This window comes from Rhodopirellula maiorica SM1 (genome assembly GCF_000346295.1).
GTDB classification, from domain to species: Bacteria; Planctomycetota; Planctomycetia; order Pirellulales; family Pirellulaceae; genus Novipirellula; species Novipirellula maiorica.
This window is the reverse complement of record NZ_ANOG01000446.1, coordinates 1-15,671: the sequence shown is the minus strand read 5'-3', so window position 1 is coordinate 15,671 and position 15,671 is coordinate 1. Positions and strand designations below refer to the sequence as shown.

The following is a 15,671-nucleotide window of genomic DNA, read 5'->3' as shown; positions in this document are numbered from 1 at the left end:
TGCACGCCGCAAGCCGCGAGGAGGATCGTTTGTATTTGACGAACCGCGAGTCGCAACATGGAATCTCGACGCCGGCGTATGGCTGCAGGGATACTGGACTCACGATTGGTACGACGAAGTGATTCGTATTGATTCGTATGACCCGACAAACCACGTTATAAAACTCGCCGCACCGCACAACTACGGCATCATGGCGGGCACATGGGGAGCTGCAAAACGTCGCTTCTTTGCCTTCAACACGCTTGATGAACTTGACTCGCCCGGCGAGTGGTATCTCGATCGAAGTGACAGAAAACTCTACTACTACCCCGAAGCCAAATTTGCCGATGCAAACATTGAATTAGCTGTCGTTGATCAACCGCTGTTTAGAATTGACAACACGAAGCATGTCAAATTCCAAGGGTTAGCCTTTGAATATAGTCACGGCGACGGGATCCAGATCAAACGCAGCGAGGCAATTGAAATCGCGGGTTGTGTGATTGCCAATCTCGGTCGCGGTGGGATCTCGATCGACGGTTCCAACAACACCGTCCGATCTTGCGACCTCTATCACCTAGGCACCAGGGGCATCTCGCTCAACGGTGGCGACCGCAACACATTAACGGTCGCGAACAATCGCGCCATCAACAACCACATTCATCACTACGGTCTGTTCCAACGGTCCTACGCTCCAGGCATCGGGGTCAACGGCTGCGGGCAAATCGTCACCAACAACTGTATCCATGATGCGCCTCACAATGCCATCCAGTACGGCGGAAACGAACATCGTTTCGAACGAAACGAAATCTACCGAGTCGTCATGGAAACAGGTGACTCCGGCGCATTCTATACCGGCCGCGATTGGACCAGCCAAGGTAATGTTTTGCGGCACAATTACATTCATGACCTGGGCAGTAGCGATTCGACTCACGTCAACACGATGGGCGTCTATCTGGATGATTGCGATAGCGGTGACACGATCGAAGGAAACGTGTTCCTCCGCGCTGGCCGCGCGATCATGATCGGCGGCGGTCGAGACAATCGCATCCTCAACAACTTGGTGATCGATTGCCCGATTGGCATGCACCTTGATTCGCGTGGGATGACTTGGAAACAGTGGAACAGCCCCACCGATACCAGCTGGCAACTCGAGCGTAAGGCAAACGAAAGGAACTACCAACAACCACCTTGGAGTGATCGTTACCCGACCTTAGCACGCATCATGGACGACTCGCCTCGAGAGCCACTGCACAACGAATTCCAGCGAAATGTTTTCGTCGATTGTGCCAAACAAGTTTGGAACCTAGATACCAATGCTAAAAAAGTGTTGGCAAAGCTGCGGATCAACGACAATGTGGCGGTGAATACGAAAGGGGCGGCCAAGGGTGTCGCGAACGCCCCGGACATTGATGGTTTTGAGAACCGAACCGGTTCCGCCGAGGAACCGATCGTAATTGGACTGGATCACGAAGACGAAACGAACATAACGCAAATTGATCTCGAGCGTCTTCAGCAGATGTTGCCGTCGTTTGAACCAATCCCGCTGGACACGATCGGATTGACTCAAGATTCGTATCGCCGCGTCATTCCATAGAGGCGTTGATCTACAGCTGGCATATAGAAATCATCTAGTACGGTGCCCACGAAACCACCCTCCATTACAACAGAGACAACCATTGAGAACCATCACACGAAACTTTAACTGCTTGTTCATCTTCTCAGCCGCGATCGTCGCGACGATGTTCGCCGTCGACGCAGGCCGTCTGAGCGCCGACGCACCGGCGTTCGCCCCGGTGAAAGCGGAACTCGTTCGTTCTCGCGATGGGCTGGGGAACGTGCTGAGCAAACTGCGTGATGGAAAACCGGTCCGCATCGGCTACCTAGGCGGCTCGATTACCGCAGCCAATGGATGGCGGGTCAAAACGCGAAAATGGTTTGCGAAAGAGTTTCCTCAAGCCGAAGTGTCTGAAATTCACGCTGCGATCGGAGGAACGGGCAGCAATCTCGGTGTCTATCGAGTCGAGCGGGACGCATTGCAGCACAAGCCGGATTTGTTGTTCGTCGAATTTGCCGTCAACGATGGTGGTACGGCGCCCGAACAAATTTGGAAAGCGATGGAAGGCATCGTGCGACAAACCTGGGCCGCCAACCCGCAAACCGATATCTGTTTTGTCTATACCTTCCGTACCGGTTACGAAAATGATCTGCGTAACGGATTCTGTCCCCGAGCGGCATCCGCAATGGAGATGTTGGCGGATCATTACGGAATCCCGTCGATAAACTTTGCCAAGCGAATTGTCGAGTTGGAAGCCGCTGGAAAACTGATTTTCAAATCCGACGATCCGACCGCAGACGGAGTCGTGCGGTTTTCAAAAGACGGTGTGCATCCGCTCGATGAAGGTCATGAAATCTACGCGGACATTGTCGCCGATGCCGTCAAACAAATCAGTGAAACATCCAGGCCGATTCATCACGAATCGAAACTTGAAAAACCGTTCGTCGAGGATCATTTGCAAGCGGCGAAGATGGTGCCAATCGACCAATCGATGCTGTCGCCCGAATGGGAACAGCTAGCTGATAGCGATTCACTTTCGAAACGATTCGCCAATCGGATGGGGACATTGTGGGAGGCGACCGAACCAGGCAGCAAGTTAACATTCCGCTTCCGTGGCTCGTCGGCCCAATTGTACGATCTGTTGGGTCCCGATGGCGGACAAGTGATTATCACGGTTGATGGCGAGCGCACGCCCAAGCTGATTCCTCGTTTCGATAGTTACTGTACCTATCACCGGATCGCGACCATGACAGTCGCAAATGGATTGGATCCCAACAAAGTCCACACCGTCACAGTTGAAGTCGACTCAGACCAACCCGACCGTCAAAGTGTCGCTTTCCGTCTGAAAGATCCTGAAGTCGAGTTGAAGGCTGCCAAATTCCAAGGCACAAACATTCGAGTTGGCCAAATCCTAGTGCTCGGCGATGTCATGCCATAGTTCAGCCTTATCGTGCCATCGTTCAACCTTGCCATAATCGGGACTTTATAGCGAGTTTTTTTGGGGGGGGAATCGAAATTCCTAAGCAATGATACCTGGCTGTTGCTTAATCCTTGACGCTTGCAAACGCCTCGCGAAAAAAGTCAAGCATTTCGGATTGTAGATTTCGTTTTCCCCGCGTTGACGTGTGTGCGTAGACGTTTTTGATGTCCAATTGGTCCATTGCTTGTTGCAATTGTTTTCCAAAATTTGGATGGTGAATGAATTGCCCGGGGCGTGAATCCTTTGGCGGGACGACATCAGGCTCGCTGTAGATCATATAGAGCGGCGGATCGTCCTTGGTCAGATGGGTGATCGCCGACGCTTCGTCATAGAGCGATTGTTTTTCTGGCGTTGGGTTCAGCGTTTCTTCGGCGGTATGGTTCCCATAAACCAGATAAATCGAGGGATGTTCCCACGCTCGTCCGCCAACCAATTTTTTGATTTTGATCGGATCATACGTCCCTTGGCCGCCCATTGTTCCGATCGCCACGAAACGCGTCGATTGTCTCGCCACAAGGTCATCACTGCTCGGGTCCGCAAGATCGTCGTGAAAGCCAAGCCACATGCTGATCCCTGCCCCCGCGGAACCACCATAGACGGCGACTCGCTTGGGATCGATATTCCACGCGTCCGCCTTGCTTCGCAGGAACTGTAACGCTCGAGCACAATCGTGTTGCGGGATCGGAAACAAAACTTCTTTACCGTCAACGAATCGGTAATGCAGCGAGGCCACACTGATGCCAGCTTCGTTGGCCTCGCGGACCATTTTCGGATTGATCGAACGTTTATCCCCGCCTACGAAACCGCCCCCATGGATGTACACGATTAGGGGAGTGGGTTGATCCGATTCGACCTGATAGAAATCGAGGACATTGCGTGAATGATCTCCGTAGGAGACATCGGCATGCGTCGGAGTCGCACGATCGCCTTGTTTTTGCTTTGACTTTCGCTCGCTCACTTTGGCTCGGTATTCACGAACCTCCTGTGCGTTCAGCACACCGTCCTTGTTCGTGTCAGCGTCGGGAAAACGCTTCAGCAACTGCTCGAGTCGCTCGGCACTCGGCACGCGTTCTTGTCGAGCGGTATCCTTGGCCGGATCATCAGCGTGAAGCGTATCGCCGACAACCAACAATGAAACGAACACAAAAACGAGATGAGAGATTAGACGGCACATCAGCAGTTTCTTTGGTTTTCAAATTGCATTTGTCCCAGTGTCCTTTTGAACAAGGGAGAATCCTGGCCTGCAACTCTATTATCAAAGCGAGCCAAGCCACTGGCAAGCGCGATGCATTTCCAGCGTTTTTCGCCTCCAAAATCAGCCGAGCCCGCTGTTATCGGTCTTGGGTATCGCCAAACGTTGCCGTTTGACTTAAAAAACGTCGATAAACTTTCTGCGGTCAAACGTCCACTTCCTCCTGCCTTTCACACCGATTTCAATGCAACGAATGAAATTTCGCGGCTATAAGTTGCTCTTCGAAAACCGCGAAGCGGCCGAGTCGATGGTTCGGCAAATCGACGAGTTTCCTTCGTTTTTCACCCCGACGGACGACCGCCCGTTAATCATCGATTGCGGCGCCAACATCGGCGTCTCGGTGTTGGAATGGAAAACACGATGGCCGGGTGCGGAAATCGTTTGCTTTGAACCCGATCCGTTTGCGTTCAAAATATTGCAAGCCAATATGGATGCCAACGATATCCCCAGCGTCCGCTGTATCAACGCCGCGGTATCCGACTGCGACGAGCAGGTTCCGTTCTACGGGGATGTCTCGGTCCGCGGCGATGCGCGAGGCAACTCGATCGATCCCGCATGGGGTCAGCGAGATGGAACCGCCCAAACCATGGTCAAGTGCAAACGATTGTCAAACTACATCGCCGAACGGGATGTTGCGTTTCTAAAGCTTGATATCGAAGGCGCTGAGCAACGCGTGTTGACCGAGATTGCGGGACAGCTCGACCGCGTCGCTGCAATCTACGTCGAAGTCCATGAGACCGACGACAGCACCCAATACAACTCGTCGGCACAGATCGAACAAATCCTTCGCGACTCGGGCTTTTGTGTTGAAGCCGAATCTCGTTTTGATGACCACGCGTTGCCGAGGCATTTGGATGCCTGGAAGAACCGTGTTGGTGCGAAACAGGTGCAACTGCTTGGTTGGCGATAATACCGCTACGCGGTAGGCGTTTCTGTGTTCGTTTCCTGACGTAACGCCTTCATCAAACTGACACACATCACGATAATCAGCACACAGAACGGCAACCCAATCGCGATCGATCCTGTTTGCAATGCTTTCAGCCCTCCGGCCAACAACAAGACCGACGCCAACACGCCTTCCAAAATCCCCCAGAACAATCGTGTTCCGATCGTCGGATTGTGGCTGCCACCCGAGGCAATAATATCCGCCACCAGCGATGCCGAATCTGACGATGTGACGAAGAATAGAATAACGCACACGATTCCCGCCAGTGCCGTTATTGTGGCAAAGGGGTACGATCCCAGCATCACAAACATCGCGGTCGCCGTCGTGTCGACACGCCCGCGATGGGACGATGTCAACACGGGTTCGGTAAGATAACCCGCCAAACTCAACAACGTGTCCTCGGACTTGTATCGACCGTCGAAGCGTTCCTCAACCGATGGGTGATAGGGGATTTCGGTTCCCGCGTGCACCAGCACGCCACGATAATACTCGACCGCGTTGCCTGATTTCGTCACCAACCGCGACGCCTGTTGTCGCATTTTGACGCCCTGTGGGCTGGCGACCCCGATGGCGGTCGCGCCGATCAACCATTCGCCGTCTTCGCTTTGCGGCAGTCCCGATTGTGGGTCGAGTTGTTGGACCGCATACGACTGGGGGCTGTAATCGTAAAATGCCGTGGCGGCCGGAGCGTCCGCATTCAACGCCTTGTAGATTTCTTGATGCATTGCGGTGTTTCCGAAGCCGGTCAACCAAAGAATCGCCACCGCGGTAGGCACCAGCAGTACACCGGTGATAAATTCGCGGATGGTTCGGCCTCGCGATACACGAGCGATGAACATGCCCACGAACGGAGACCACGCGATCCACCATCCCCAATAGAACACCGTCCAACTGGCAAGCCATTGCGACTTGCTAGATCTCGCGTAGCTGGCAGTCCAAAACGATGCGTGCGGCAAACGCTCGGCATAAGCGCCCGCGTTGTCGACCACCGCGCCTAGCAAATAAACCGTCGGTCCCGCAACAAACAGAAACAACAACAGCGATCCAGCTAGCAACATATTCAGCTCACTCAATCGGCGTACCCCAACATGAAGCCCTGACAACAACGAGCCTACGGCTAATGTCGTAATACAAGTGATCAAGATGATTTGCACCGTCGTGCTCTGAGGCAATCCGAACACGAAGCTCAAGCCCGCGTTGATTTGTTTCGCACCAAGTCCGAGCGAGGTGGCCAAACCAAACAGAGTCGCCACTACCGCAAGGATATCGATCGAGTCGCCAAGTAGACCATGGATACGCTTCCCCAATATTGGGTAAAACACCGAGCGGAAGCTAAGTGGCAAACCACGTCGAAAACTGAAATAGGCAAGCGACACACCCACCAACGAATACAGTGCCCAGGGATGCAAGCACCAATGGAACAGCGTGATCCCCATTGCACCACGTGCCGCAGCGAGGCTTTCGGCGCTAGCGACCACCCCGTTTCGAATATTTGGCGGATCGACGAAATGAAGCATCGGTTCGGCAACACCGAAGAACAGCATCCCGATCCCCATGCCTGCACTGAACAGCATCGCAAACCAAGTGACCGTTGAGAACTCGGGTCGTTCGTCGTCGCTGCCCAAGCGAATGTTTCCAAACCGACTGAAACACAGATAGATGGCGAACAGCAGGAACCCAGTCATCGATGCGAGATACAGCCAGCTGAATGATTCGGCAATCTTGCTTTGCAGATAGTCAAAGAAGATCAACGCCCGTCGAGGGGCAGCGGCGGTTGCAATGACAAACGCGATGACGACGAATGCTGACACAGGAAACACGACCGGATGCGCCTCGATCTCAACTCCAAAAACGCTTTTCCGAACCGATCGTATTGGTTGTGCCGTCATCAAACTCGTTCCCACGTCATAAATCTCATCACAGATCCCTTACCTAGTGGATCTTCTTTCCCTGTCGTCATGAAGTGGATTTTATCCACAATCCACCACGACATTTCGGTTTAACCGCAATCGACTTTTTACGTTGCTGCGCCAATTCCCGTTTTGGCTCTGTTTGAAAAGCGGTTTCTCGCTTCGCGAAAGCTGCTTTTTCCCACAACTTTCGCGGAACGAAAGGCAACTTTAGGCCGTTTTCAGACAGCGCCTAGGCTGATTTGGCAAAGTGAAAAATGCCCCATGCGAGATAGCCGTTTCGACCACCATCGATCCAGTGCCCCAATCCCGCCTTCATCCGCTCGATATATTCGGGCGAAATAAGGCTGATGATCTCGGACTCACGCCGCGACGTTTCTTCGAGCACACGAGAGTAATGACGCGTCAAATGTTGCGTTTGGCAATCAAAATTGACCAATGTCAAGTTCACCGCGTCGCCCTGGTCAACGTAGAACTGCGGCGAGGCAAGCGTGTCCAAATGGATGCGACTCAAGATCGGTTGTAATACACCGGGCGGACAATCATCGGCTTGCATCGGATCGGTAAACAGGAACTCGCCGCCGCTCTTTAGAACTCGCGACACCTCTGAGATCACTCGGCTTCGATCACCGCTGTGGAGGATCGCATCCTGAGACCAAACAAAATCAAAGCTGGCGTCCTCTGCCGGAATTTCTTCAAAACTGCCGTCAATTACATCGACGAGATGATCGAGTGATTGTTCTGCATTCAGTTTTCGACTTCGCTCGTTCTCGGCTTCGCTAAGATTCAGGGCGACGACATTGCAACCGAACCGCTTGGCCAAATACCGCGCGGCCCCACCATAACCGGCGCCCAAATCGAGGACTCGCGAATTCGGTGAAATCGTTTCGGCGATCCGATCCGCCATCTGCGTCACGGTGCGACGACTTGCGATTTCGATCGGTTCGGTCTCGTTGTCGTACCATCCAATGTGAATGTCCTCCCCGCCCCAGATGATGGCGTAAAAGTTGTCCGCGTCTTCGCTGTTGTAATACTCGCGGGCCGTATTTACAGCGGCTGAATAGTCCAAACTCATTTTCCTACCTCACCTTCTTTGTTGTCGCTCTGCCCATCAACTGAATCGTAAGATTTCTCGGCAACGTGAATGTAAAAATCGGGTTCTTCGTCACGATAGGTTTCTTGGAAATCGCCGAAGGTTTCGATGTTTTGAAAACCGACCTCCTGCATCAACCGTCGCACGTAGTTTTTACGCAGCGGAAACATATTCAAGTAGTAGGACGACTCATCGGGAAAATCGTAGCGGAACCGAGCGAGCCCATCGTCGATGTGTTCAGGTGCCGCACGAACGTTGTCCCCGCAATAGTAGTACGTATGCTTACTGGAGAACCCATCATCGAGAATGCGATCATAGTTTCGTTGGTCCAAAATCAGGATCCCATCGTGCTTTAGCATCGCGTAGTACTCAGCGAGTGCCTTGCGTCGATCCCGTTCTTCGAACATGTGCGTGAACGAGTTTCCAAGACAGATGATCGCGTCATACTCACCATGCACGTCTCGATTTAGCCACCGCCAATCAGCTTGAACCGTACGCAGGATATGACCACGATGACTGGCATTGGCGAACGCTTTGACCAGCATCTCGGGACTGCCGTCGGCACTGACAACCTCGAACCCGGCTTCGAGCAAGCGGACCGAATGGAAACCTGTTCCCGTCGCAACATCAAGCACCTTGCGAACATTATGCTTGCGTAACGCTTGAATAAAAAAGTCGCCTTCGCTTTCGGCTCTGCTGTCCCAATCAATCAATTCGTCCCATTTATCGACGAACCCTTTGATATACTCTTGGGCGTAGTTGTCCGTTTCACGCTGCTTCACCGGATTCATTCCGAACTGTTGTTCCGGAGGTGATAACGCGATCGAATTTGTCGTCGCATCCTTCTGAATCGACATCGACTTCCTCAATTGAAATTAGAGTCAAGCGTCCGCACGACAACGTGTTAACGAAACACGCCCGCAGCCACTTCGGTTCTTCTTGCCATCTGCATTCAGGAAGACATCGGACGCGGCAACGGCCACGTCGATAGACATTTTCACATTCCTAATGTGATCACGCTAGCAACACCTAACGCACGAAACCGCGTCTTGGTTGGGAGTCGTGCCGCGAAAATCTCGGGACGTTGCAAACCAGGAATGTTTTGGTGCGTGATCGATCACGACGACCGTCATTCAGCAACCAAAGCGGCAACATCTGTCCTACTCCACTGGTGTATTGTTTCGGTTTCCATCCTGCAAACACTCCCCACTGACGCTCGCCATTGAGCAAACGGTTAACATCCGAGACACTCAATCTTCCCGGCTGGCAGACCGCGAAATTAGGGGGAGTCAAAAGACAGCAGTTCATTAACGCAAACAACACACTGTTACGGCCCCACAATGGAATTGGGGATGTCGCGACGTTGTTTGTTTAACGTGGCTGATCTGCCGACGAGCGAGATTATAACGGATCTCAATTAGATTACTACCGTCGACGCCGGCAGTGTACACCCCGATGCACCGGATCCCGGTGTTTCCACAGTCGGCTGGAACGGTGATTGGCTAAGGCGGTTACAGAGGCAACGTCGTAGCAGCGATGCCCCTGTTAATAGCCAATCCCGGCACGGAACATGATCGCGTCATCTTGGCTGAATTTGTTGTCCTTGTTTTCGTACAGGATCTCACGGTCAAAGACGTAGCCGACTTCGACAAATGCGTTGCGTCGTCCGGCTTGAATAAACTCGTGCTGGCCCCATTCGAGTCCAAGCATCACACGAAAATCATTGATATCGACTTGCTGCTCTGCATTGTTGTCACGTTTGACGGTCCACGAACCGCCGCCATATTCGCCGCCTAGGTACCACCACACGTCTTGGGTGCCAATGGTTCTCCAGTAGTGCGCCAATTTGGGTTGAGGAAAGAAAATGTCATATCGCGAGTACGGGTCAGGTTGCCACAAGATGCCACCTGCGGGAATGACGTTGTATCGGATGCGGTCAAGCACATAGACGCCACCCTTGATGGTCGCCGCCGGCGTTAACCGGAAATTAACCAAACCTTTTCCCATCACTCGCAGGCTGTCGCTGTTCATCGTGTCAAAGTCGGTGAAGACACCGATACGAGTCCCTAGCTCGAGTCCTAGAATCTGATTTGGATCACTTTGCCAACCGAAGTCGATGAAGCCGCTATAGGCTTTACTTGGCAAGTCCGCATTCTGCGCGGGCGTGTTCTCGGGGCCATCCCAAAGATGCAGCGAAAACGAAGGGGCGATCATCAGCGGTTGGCTCGAATACAAAAAGTTTTGCCAGGCAAAAACCACCGAGACATCGGTGTCATTGATCCCCAACGAGTCGGGGTCGTCCGTCGAGCCGAGATAGGAGTGGCGGATTCGCGGCCCCTGCAGAAATCGATACGCGCTAAATTCGCTGCCGCTGCCGAACACACTGCCATTGCCGCCAAAGATGCCACCGGGGAAAAGCGTCGTTGGTCCAACCGACGGATACACCGTGCTGGGGTATACAGGCCCCGACAATGGGACTCCGGTGTCAAAACCGGTGCTCGGACCATACGCAGGTGGCCCGTAGCTGTTTGCACCATAGTTCGCCGGGGGCATGATCGTCGTACTCGAGGTGCCTCCGTATGCCGAGCCGCCGTATCCGGTCGTCGCAGTAGGCATGACCGGACTGGAACCGGAATTCGAAAAAATTCGGCTAAATAGACTTTCTCCTCCAGGCCGCGACGCGGGCAGCAACGTTCCGGGCACTTGGACGGGCGCGAATGAAGTGCCCGGCGGAACGCTTGGGGCTGGGTAGCTAGGCAAACCAGCAGCCCCAGTGGCGTAAGGATCAAAATTGCCCCCAATCGACGGCGACACCGACGAAAATGGCGAGGCGGCAGCCGGACTGCTCGAAAAACCGCCGCTGCCCATCGGTTGAAGATTCGTTTGGGGGATGTCGACCGGCGATTGACCTCCGAACGGAACCCCCGGCGAAATTGGCGTGTTGCTCGATTGGAACCCGCTCTGCGCGGTCACGCTGCCGATCATCGAAAACGATGCGATCACCCCAAACAACAACCCGCTTGCTCTGAACCACGTTGATGACGACGCAGCGTGATGACGGCGAACGAGCGAAGATGCCACGAAACGGCGCATTTTCCTTGCGTCCTGATTTTCCGAAACGACGGATTGCAGGCAAAAGAGATGATGGATGGTCGTAGGGAGCCAGCGAATCATAGGATCCTGCTCTGAGAGTTCGTTGGAGTGGTTCCGCAGCCGGCTGTGCGACCGATCCGCAAGGCGACTTTAGCCGTTCCTGGAAATACCTGGCAAATTGTTTCGCTGTCAATGCTAAAGTCCCAATCGACGCGTTTCGGAATCCCGTACAGATGGCCCCATGACTTTGGTACTCAGGTTGCTTAAAACACTGTCGTAGGCTCAAACAACGTCCAGGCCCGTGGTTTTGCTACCGCTTTCTCAAAACAGTCAAAACAATTGTCATGATGGAAGATCTCGATGCCGCTCGTATTGCGGAATACCTTCACGTCACCCCGGACCAAGTCCTGAAAATGGCAGATCGCGGCCGCATCCCAGCACGCAAAGTGGGGGGGCAGTGGCGTTTTGCCAAAGCGGAAATCCACCACTGGCTCGAAGAGCGAATTGGGGCCAGCGATCCGGACGAATTGGATCAGGTCCAAAAAGTTCTCGACCGTGTCTCGCCAACCGCCGTCGATCGTCCGATCCATGAACTGTGTACCGTTGACGCCATCGAGATCCCCTTGAACGCTCGCACTCGCGGCAGCGTGATTCGATCAATGTGCGGGTTGGCGGCCAACAGCGGCATGATGTGGGACGCCCCTGCGATGGCCGAAGCGGTTCAGGCACGCGAGCAGATGCATCCCACGGCGTTGGACTGTGGCGTGGCACTATTGCACCCCCGTCGTCCTCAAACGTCGATCCTGGCTGATTCGGTGATCGCACTCGGGCTTTGTCCCTCGGCGATCCCGTTTTCAGATCGTGGCCAATTGACGGATGTTTTCTTTCTAATTTGCTCTTACGACGATCGGACGCACCTTCGTATTCTAGCAAAGCTCAGCCGTATGATCGTCGACGACTCATTCTTGGCTGAACTACGCTCAAGTACAACGCCTGGCGAAGCGTGGCACGCGATCCATGCGTGCGAAGAACGCGTCGACGAGCTTTGACCGACAGATAAACACCAGCCGGATCGACATCAATGCGTGAATACTCTCTCCCCGAAGCATCATCATTGCCATGCCGGACATTAATGTGGATCGGTCACAGAACTTCCAACGAGTTTCATGCGTGTTACCAGTTCGCCGAATCGAATTCGTTGCAGATCGCTTTTCGTCACTCGTTGCGAGATGCGCTTGAGCGGCCTGCCTCGACAGTCGACCGAATCATCGTCTCTCGCAATCATCGTGGCGACTTTGATTGGAACCACGTCAATCTATTGCTCGGCCGCTACCAAGACGCTCAGGGGATGGTTTTGTTGGGTGCGGCGTGCGAAGGCGTACGACACACCGAGCGTTTTGCGGTGGCGGCAGCGGCAAAATCTGAAGCCGCGTCGCGATTGTCGGTATACAACGCGATGCTGTGGCGACAACAAGTGCCGCGTTGGATGTTAGGCTCGGCGGCACATCCGGTGCGAATCGCCGATCAAAAAATTACCGTGGCCGTGATCGCCGCAACCCTTCCGATCGCCGAACCGTTGCTAGACATTGCGTCGGGGTGCGGTGCTTCCGCAATTTGGATGCGACATGACGATTCGCTGCGGATCCGCAACCTGGACCGAGTCATTTGGGATGACTCGGTCGCCACCGCCGACACGCGTCAACGTTGGGTATCGCGAATGGCCGCCATCGATCCTACCGGACGAAGCTCGCATGCTTGGGTTGCCAACACACCGCGGTATCATCAAATCGCTGCGGCCGAGTCCGCCGGCGTCCAGCTGGTGTTAGCGAAACCCTACTCCATTCGCGGATTGACCCAGTGGATCGGGGGCGCACATCAGCAGGTGGCAACACAACCATACCGCGAAAAGCTCGCCGCATAATCTGCGGTGCGACATCACCCGTTCCGCAGTCGCCAGCGAGTTTGATGGCGATGCAGACCGCGTCGTCGGCGTGACTGCGGTCGAAGGCTTTCACAAAAAACGATACGATGACGCTTGGGCCGCTGATTGGAAGCCCGCGTTTCGGCCGTCCACGAACGCAAGTTCCGTTTTGGTCGTTCACATTTCTCTGCGTTTAACGAACCACCGCACCAAGGATTATAGACATGCCCCATTTGACAATCGTCGCAAACATCAAAGCCAACGCAGACAAAGTCGACTTGGTCAAATCCGAACTACTGAAGCTGATCGATCCTACTGTCGCCGAACCAGGCTGCGTTCAGTACGACTTGCATCAAGACAACGATGACCCTGCGCACTTTTTGTTCTACGAGAACTGGGAATCGCGAGAACTTTGGCAGATGCACTCTAACAGCAATCATGTGAAAGCACTTGCCGCGGCGACCGAAGACGCCATTGAAGAACTGAGCATCTACGAAATGACCAAGGTCCATTAGTAGCGAGCGAACCGCTCGTCAGCGGCGACACCCACGGTGAGGCCTGCTGTTTCTAAAATCGAGTACTTTTCAGTTCGCATTCAGCGATTCTGACCCAGTGGTTTGCCGTGAAATTGGCGACCAGTACCATCTTGCGATCGCTTTTGCGTATTGGGCCACGTCTGCCCCTGCCAGCACGGCACAGGGCACCATGTACAGTGTGATCGCCGTTGCGAACAACACTCCGAAAGCGAGTGAAGCGGCCATGGGAATCAAGAATTGGGCCTGGATCGATTCGTCCAACATCAGTGGCAACAAGCCAACAAAGGTCGTGATCGACGTCAGGAAGATTGGCCGAAATCGTTTTCCGCCCGCTTCGAGTGCCGCATCCAACAGCGACACTCCCTCACTGCGACGACGGTTGATGAAATCAACCATCACCAACGTGTCATTGACCGCGATTCCCGCCAACGCCAACATCCCGAAAATCGACAAGTAGGATGGCGTCAGGTCCAATACGATGTGACCGACTAGTGCTCCGATGATTGCGAAAGGAACTGCGAGTAACACGTAGATCGGCTGAATCAGCGACTTCAACGCGATCGCCAGCAGCCCGTATAACGTTAAGAATAACAGTGCTGAACCAATGATCGTTTGCTGTTTCGTTTTCTCGGCTTCTGCGACATAACCGAGAAACTGGTACGACAACCCATGTTTGATGCACAACGCATCGAGCTTCGGTGTCAATTCCTTCGAGATCCCAACGACGTCAACCGTCTCATCCACCGGTTGTGCGCCCAACCGAATGATCTCGGCGCGGTCATTTCGCTCAACGAACGAAGGTGCCTTGGCTAGTTTAATTGTCGCCACCGTTTGCAGTGGTACCTCCGCACCACGAGGCGTGCGGATCTTCATGCGGTCCAGTGTGTGCAATGACCGACGGGCCTGCAACGGCAATCGCACCATTACGCGAATATCGTCTATACCGCGTTGCAGCCGCTGAGCTTCTTCACCGAAAAAAGCTTGCCGAATCTGGCTAGCCAACACCGACTGGGTCAACCCTAGCTCGGCTGCACGCGGCTTCAAACTGATCTCCAGTTCGTCCTGACCTTCGGTGACATTAGCAAACTGTCCCTTCAGCTCACCATAACCTTCCAACATGGTTTTGATTTCGCGAGCGACCGCTCTCTTCTCGGGCGACGAAGGTCCGCGTAGTTCGATGTTCAGATCTTCGTCGTCGAATTGGTCGTCGCGAACCATCGCTGCTTCGGACCGCGTTTCGAACCGCCGCGCTTCGGGGATTTCGCCGACAAGCTCGCTCCACCGTGTTGCGAGTTCGTTGTTCTTTGGCCCCGGCACCGTTCGCTGTTCAGGTGGCAGCACCTCAAACGCCATATAGCCGCGTGATTTGTCAAAATTCGCTCCCGGCCGGCGACCACCGCTCATACGGACAACGTTTTGAACGAGCGATTGCCCGGTCCCAGGATCCACATACTCGCTCGCCAATTGATCAAGCGCATCGGAAATGCGATCGATGTAACGCTCCGTGACTTCCAGTGGCGTGTCGTCCGGCAGATCCAACATCGCACTGATTTTGGTATTGTCGACGCTCGGAAACGCAACGAATCCCATTCGTCCACCAACGCAGTACCCGGCCATCAACAATGCGAGTGAAACAAAGCTCGCGATCACGGCCCAGCGATGACGCATCGCGTTTTTCAGTGATGGACTATAGATAGCGTCGATAAAGCGTTCCAAGCCGGTTGCGATCGCATTTTGGAATCTTGCAAACCAGCCCCGTCCCGTTTTCCGGCGAAGATGCTTTAGGTGCGCCGGCAAGATCAGTTTTGATTCGACTAGCGAGAACAATAACACCGGCGCTACCACCGGTGGCACTTGGCGAGCGTAATCGCCCCATGTGCCATCAAAGAACATCAGCGGCAGGAAC

Annotated in this window: 12 protein-coding genes; 6 read left to right on the top strand and 6 right to left on the bottom strand. The window is 53.9% G+C overall.

The genetic code is table 11. The features are described 5' to 3' along the window. Together RMSM_RS14200 and RMSM_RS14195 are read left to right on the top strand one after the other, a co-directional pair. Positions 1-1,573, top strand: a 1,573-nt coding sequence (locus RMSM_RS14200; protein WP_040766612.1) for a right-handed parallel beta-helix repeat-containing protein, incomplete at its 5' end; no start/stop codon positions are given. 82 nt (positions 1,574-1,655) lie between these two features. Then, positions 1,656-2,972: a GDSL-type esterase/lipase family protein gene (locus RMSM_RS14195; RefSeq protein ID WP_201767035.1), complete on the top strand. Its 1,317-nt coding sequence runs from the start codon at positions 1,656-1,658 to the stop codon at positions 2,970-2,972. Between the two features lie 106 nt (positions 2,973-3,078). Here RMSM_RS14195 and RMSM_RS14190 read toward each other — a convergent pair whose 3' ends face one another. Then, a complete protein-coding gene (locus RMSM_RS14190) occupies positions 3,079-4,188 on the bottom strand; it encodes an alpha/beta hydrolase family protein (RefSeq protein ID WP_144057643.1) in 1,110 nt (369 codons plus the stop codon). Positions 4,189-4,450: 262 nt separating this feature from the next. Between RMSM_RS14190 and RMSM_RS14180 the strand changes: the two genes are divergently transcribed. After that, a complete protein-coding gene (locus RMSM_RS14180; protein ID WP_081614157.1) occupies positions 4,451-5,176 on the top strand; it encodes an FkbM family methyltransferase in 726 nt (241 codons plus the stop codon). A gap of 5 nt (positions 5,177-5,181) precedes the next feature. Here the strand turns inward: RMSM_RS14180 and RMSM_RS36865 are convergent, their stop codons facing one another. The 4 genes from RMSM_RS36865 to RMSM_RS14160 form a co-directional block, all read right to left on the bottom strand. After that, positions 5,182-7,032 (bottom strand): BCCT family transporter, encoded by a 1,851-nt coding sequence (locus tag RMSM_RS36865; protein ID WP_236622134.1) that lies wholly within the window; start codon positions 7,030-7,032, stop codon positions 5,182-5,184. A 322-nt stretch (positions 7,033-7,354) separates the two neighbouring features. Continuing rightward, the gene (locus RMSM_RS41780; protein ID WP_008697204.1) at positions 7,355-8,197 is read right to left on the bottom strand and encodes an SAM-dependent methyltransferase; all 843 of its coding nucleotides are present in this window, start codon (positions 8,195-8,197) and stop codon (positions 7,355-7,357) included. Then, complete coding sequence (locus tag RMSM_RS41775; RefSeq protein WP_008697203.1) at positions 8,194-9,072, bottom strand: glycine/sarcosine N-methyltransferase; 879 nt, start codon at positions 9,070-9,072, stop codon at positions 8,194-8,196. Before RMSM_RS41775 ends, RMSM_RS41780 begins: the two co-directional genes overlap by 4 nt. Positions 9,073-9,760: 688 nt before the next feature. Beyond that, positions 9,761-11,308, bottom strand: a complete 1,548-nt coding sequence (locus RMSM_RS14160) for a hypothetical protein (protein ID WP_236622133.1) — start codon at positions 11,306-11,308, stop codon at positions 9,761-9,763. A gap of 344 nt (positions 11,309-11,652) precedes the next feature. Here RMSM_RS14160 and RMSM_RS14155 point away from each other — a divergent pair, with 344 nt between their 5' ends. The 3 genes from RMSM_RS14155 to RMSM_RS14145 all read left to right on the top strand — a co-directional run bounded on the left by RMSM_RS14155 (position 11,653) and on the right by RMSM_RS14145 (position 13,744). Further along, a complete protein-coding gene (locus RMSM_RS14155; protein ID WP_236622132.1) occupies positions 11,653-12,357 on the top strand; it encodes a PTS sugar transporter subunit IIA in 705 nt (234 codons plus the stop codon). A 149-nt stretch (positions 12,358-12,506) separates the two neighbouring features. After that, positions 12,507-13,229 carry a hypothetical protein gene (locus tag RMSM_RS14150; RefSeq protein WP_144057641.1) on the top strand — a complete coding sequence of 241 codons (723 nt, stop codon included), beginning with the start codon at positions 12,507-12,509 and terminating at the stop codon, positions 13,227-13,229. Positions 13,230-13,453: 224 nt separating this feature from the next. After that, positions 13,454-13,744: a putative quinol monooxygenase gene (locus RMSM_RS14145; RefSeq protein WP_008697192.1), complete on the top strand. Its 291-nt coding sequence runs from the start codon at positions 13,454-13,456 to the stop codon at positions 13,742-13,744. A gap of 69 nt (positions 13,745-13,813) precedes the next feature. Here the strand turns inward: RMSM_RS14145 and RMSM_RS14140 are convergent. Further along, a partial coding sequence (locus RMSM_RS14140) for an efflux RND transporter permease subunit (RefSeq protein ID WP_040766607.1) occupies positions 13,814-15,671 on the bottom strand: 1,858 nt, incomplete at its 5' end.

What these genes read in the sequence shown, in the direction of transcription:
- RMSM_RS14190 (WP_144057643.1), bottom strand. Translation starts at nt 4,188, where the DNA reads ATGTGCCGTCTAATCTCTCATCTCGTTTTTGTGTTCGTTTCATTGTTG.
- RMSM_RS14180 (WP_081614157.1), top strand. Translation starts at nt 4,451, where the DNA reads ATGCAACGAATGAAATTTCGCGGCTATAAGTTGCTCTTCGAAAACCGC.
- RMSM_RS41780 (WP_008697204.1), bottom strand. Translation starts at nt 8,197, where the DNA reads ATGAGTTTGGACTATTCAGCCGCTGTAAATACGGCCCGCGAGTATTAC.
- RMSM_RS41775 (WP_008697203.1), bottom strand. Translation starts at nt 9,072, where the DNA reads ATGTCGATTCAGAAGGATGCGACGACAAATTCGATCGCGTTATCACCT.
- RMSM_RS14160 (WP_236622133.1), bottom strand. Translation starts at nt 11,308, where the DNA reads ATGCGCCGTTTCGTGGCATCTTCGCTCGTTCGCCGTCATCACGCTGCG.
- RMSM_RS14155 (WP_236622132.1), top strand. Translation starts at nt 11,653, where the DNA reads ATGATGGAAGATCTCGATGCCGCTCGTATTGCGGAATACCTTCACGTC.
- RMSM_RS14145 (WP_008697192.1), top strand. Translation starts at nt 13,454, where the DNA reads ATGCCCCATTTGACAATCGTCGCAAACATCAAAGCCAACGCAGACAAA.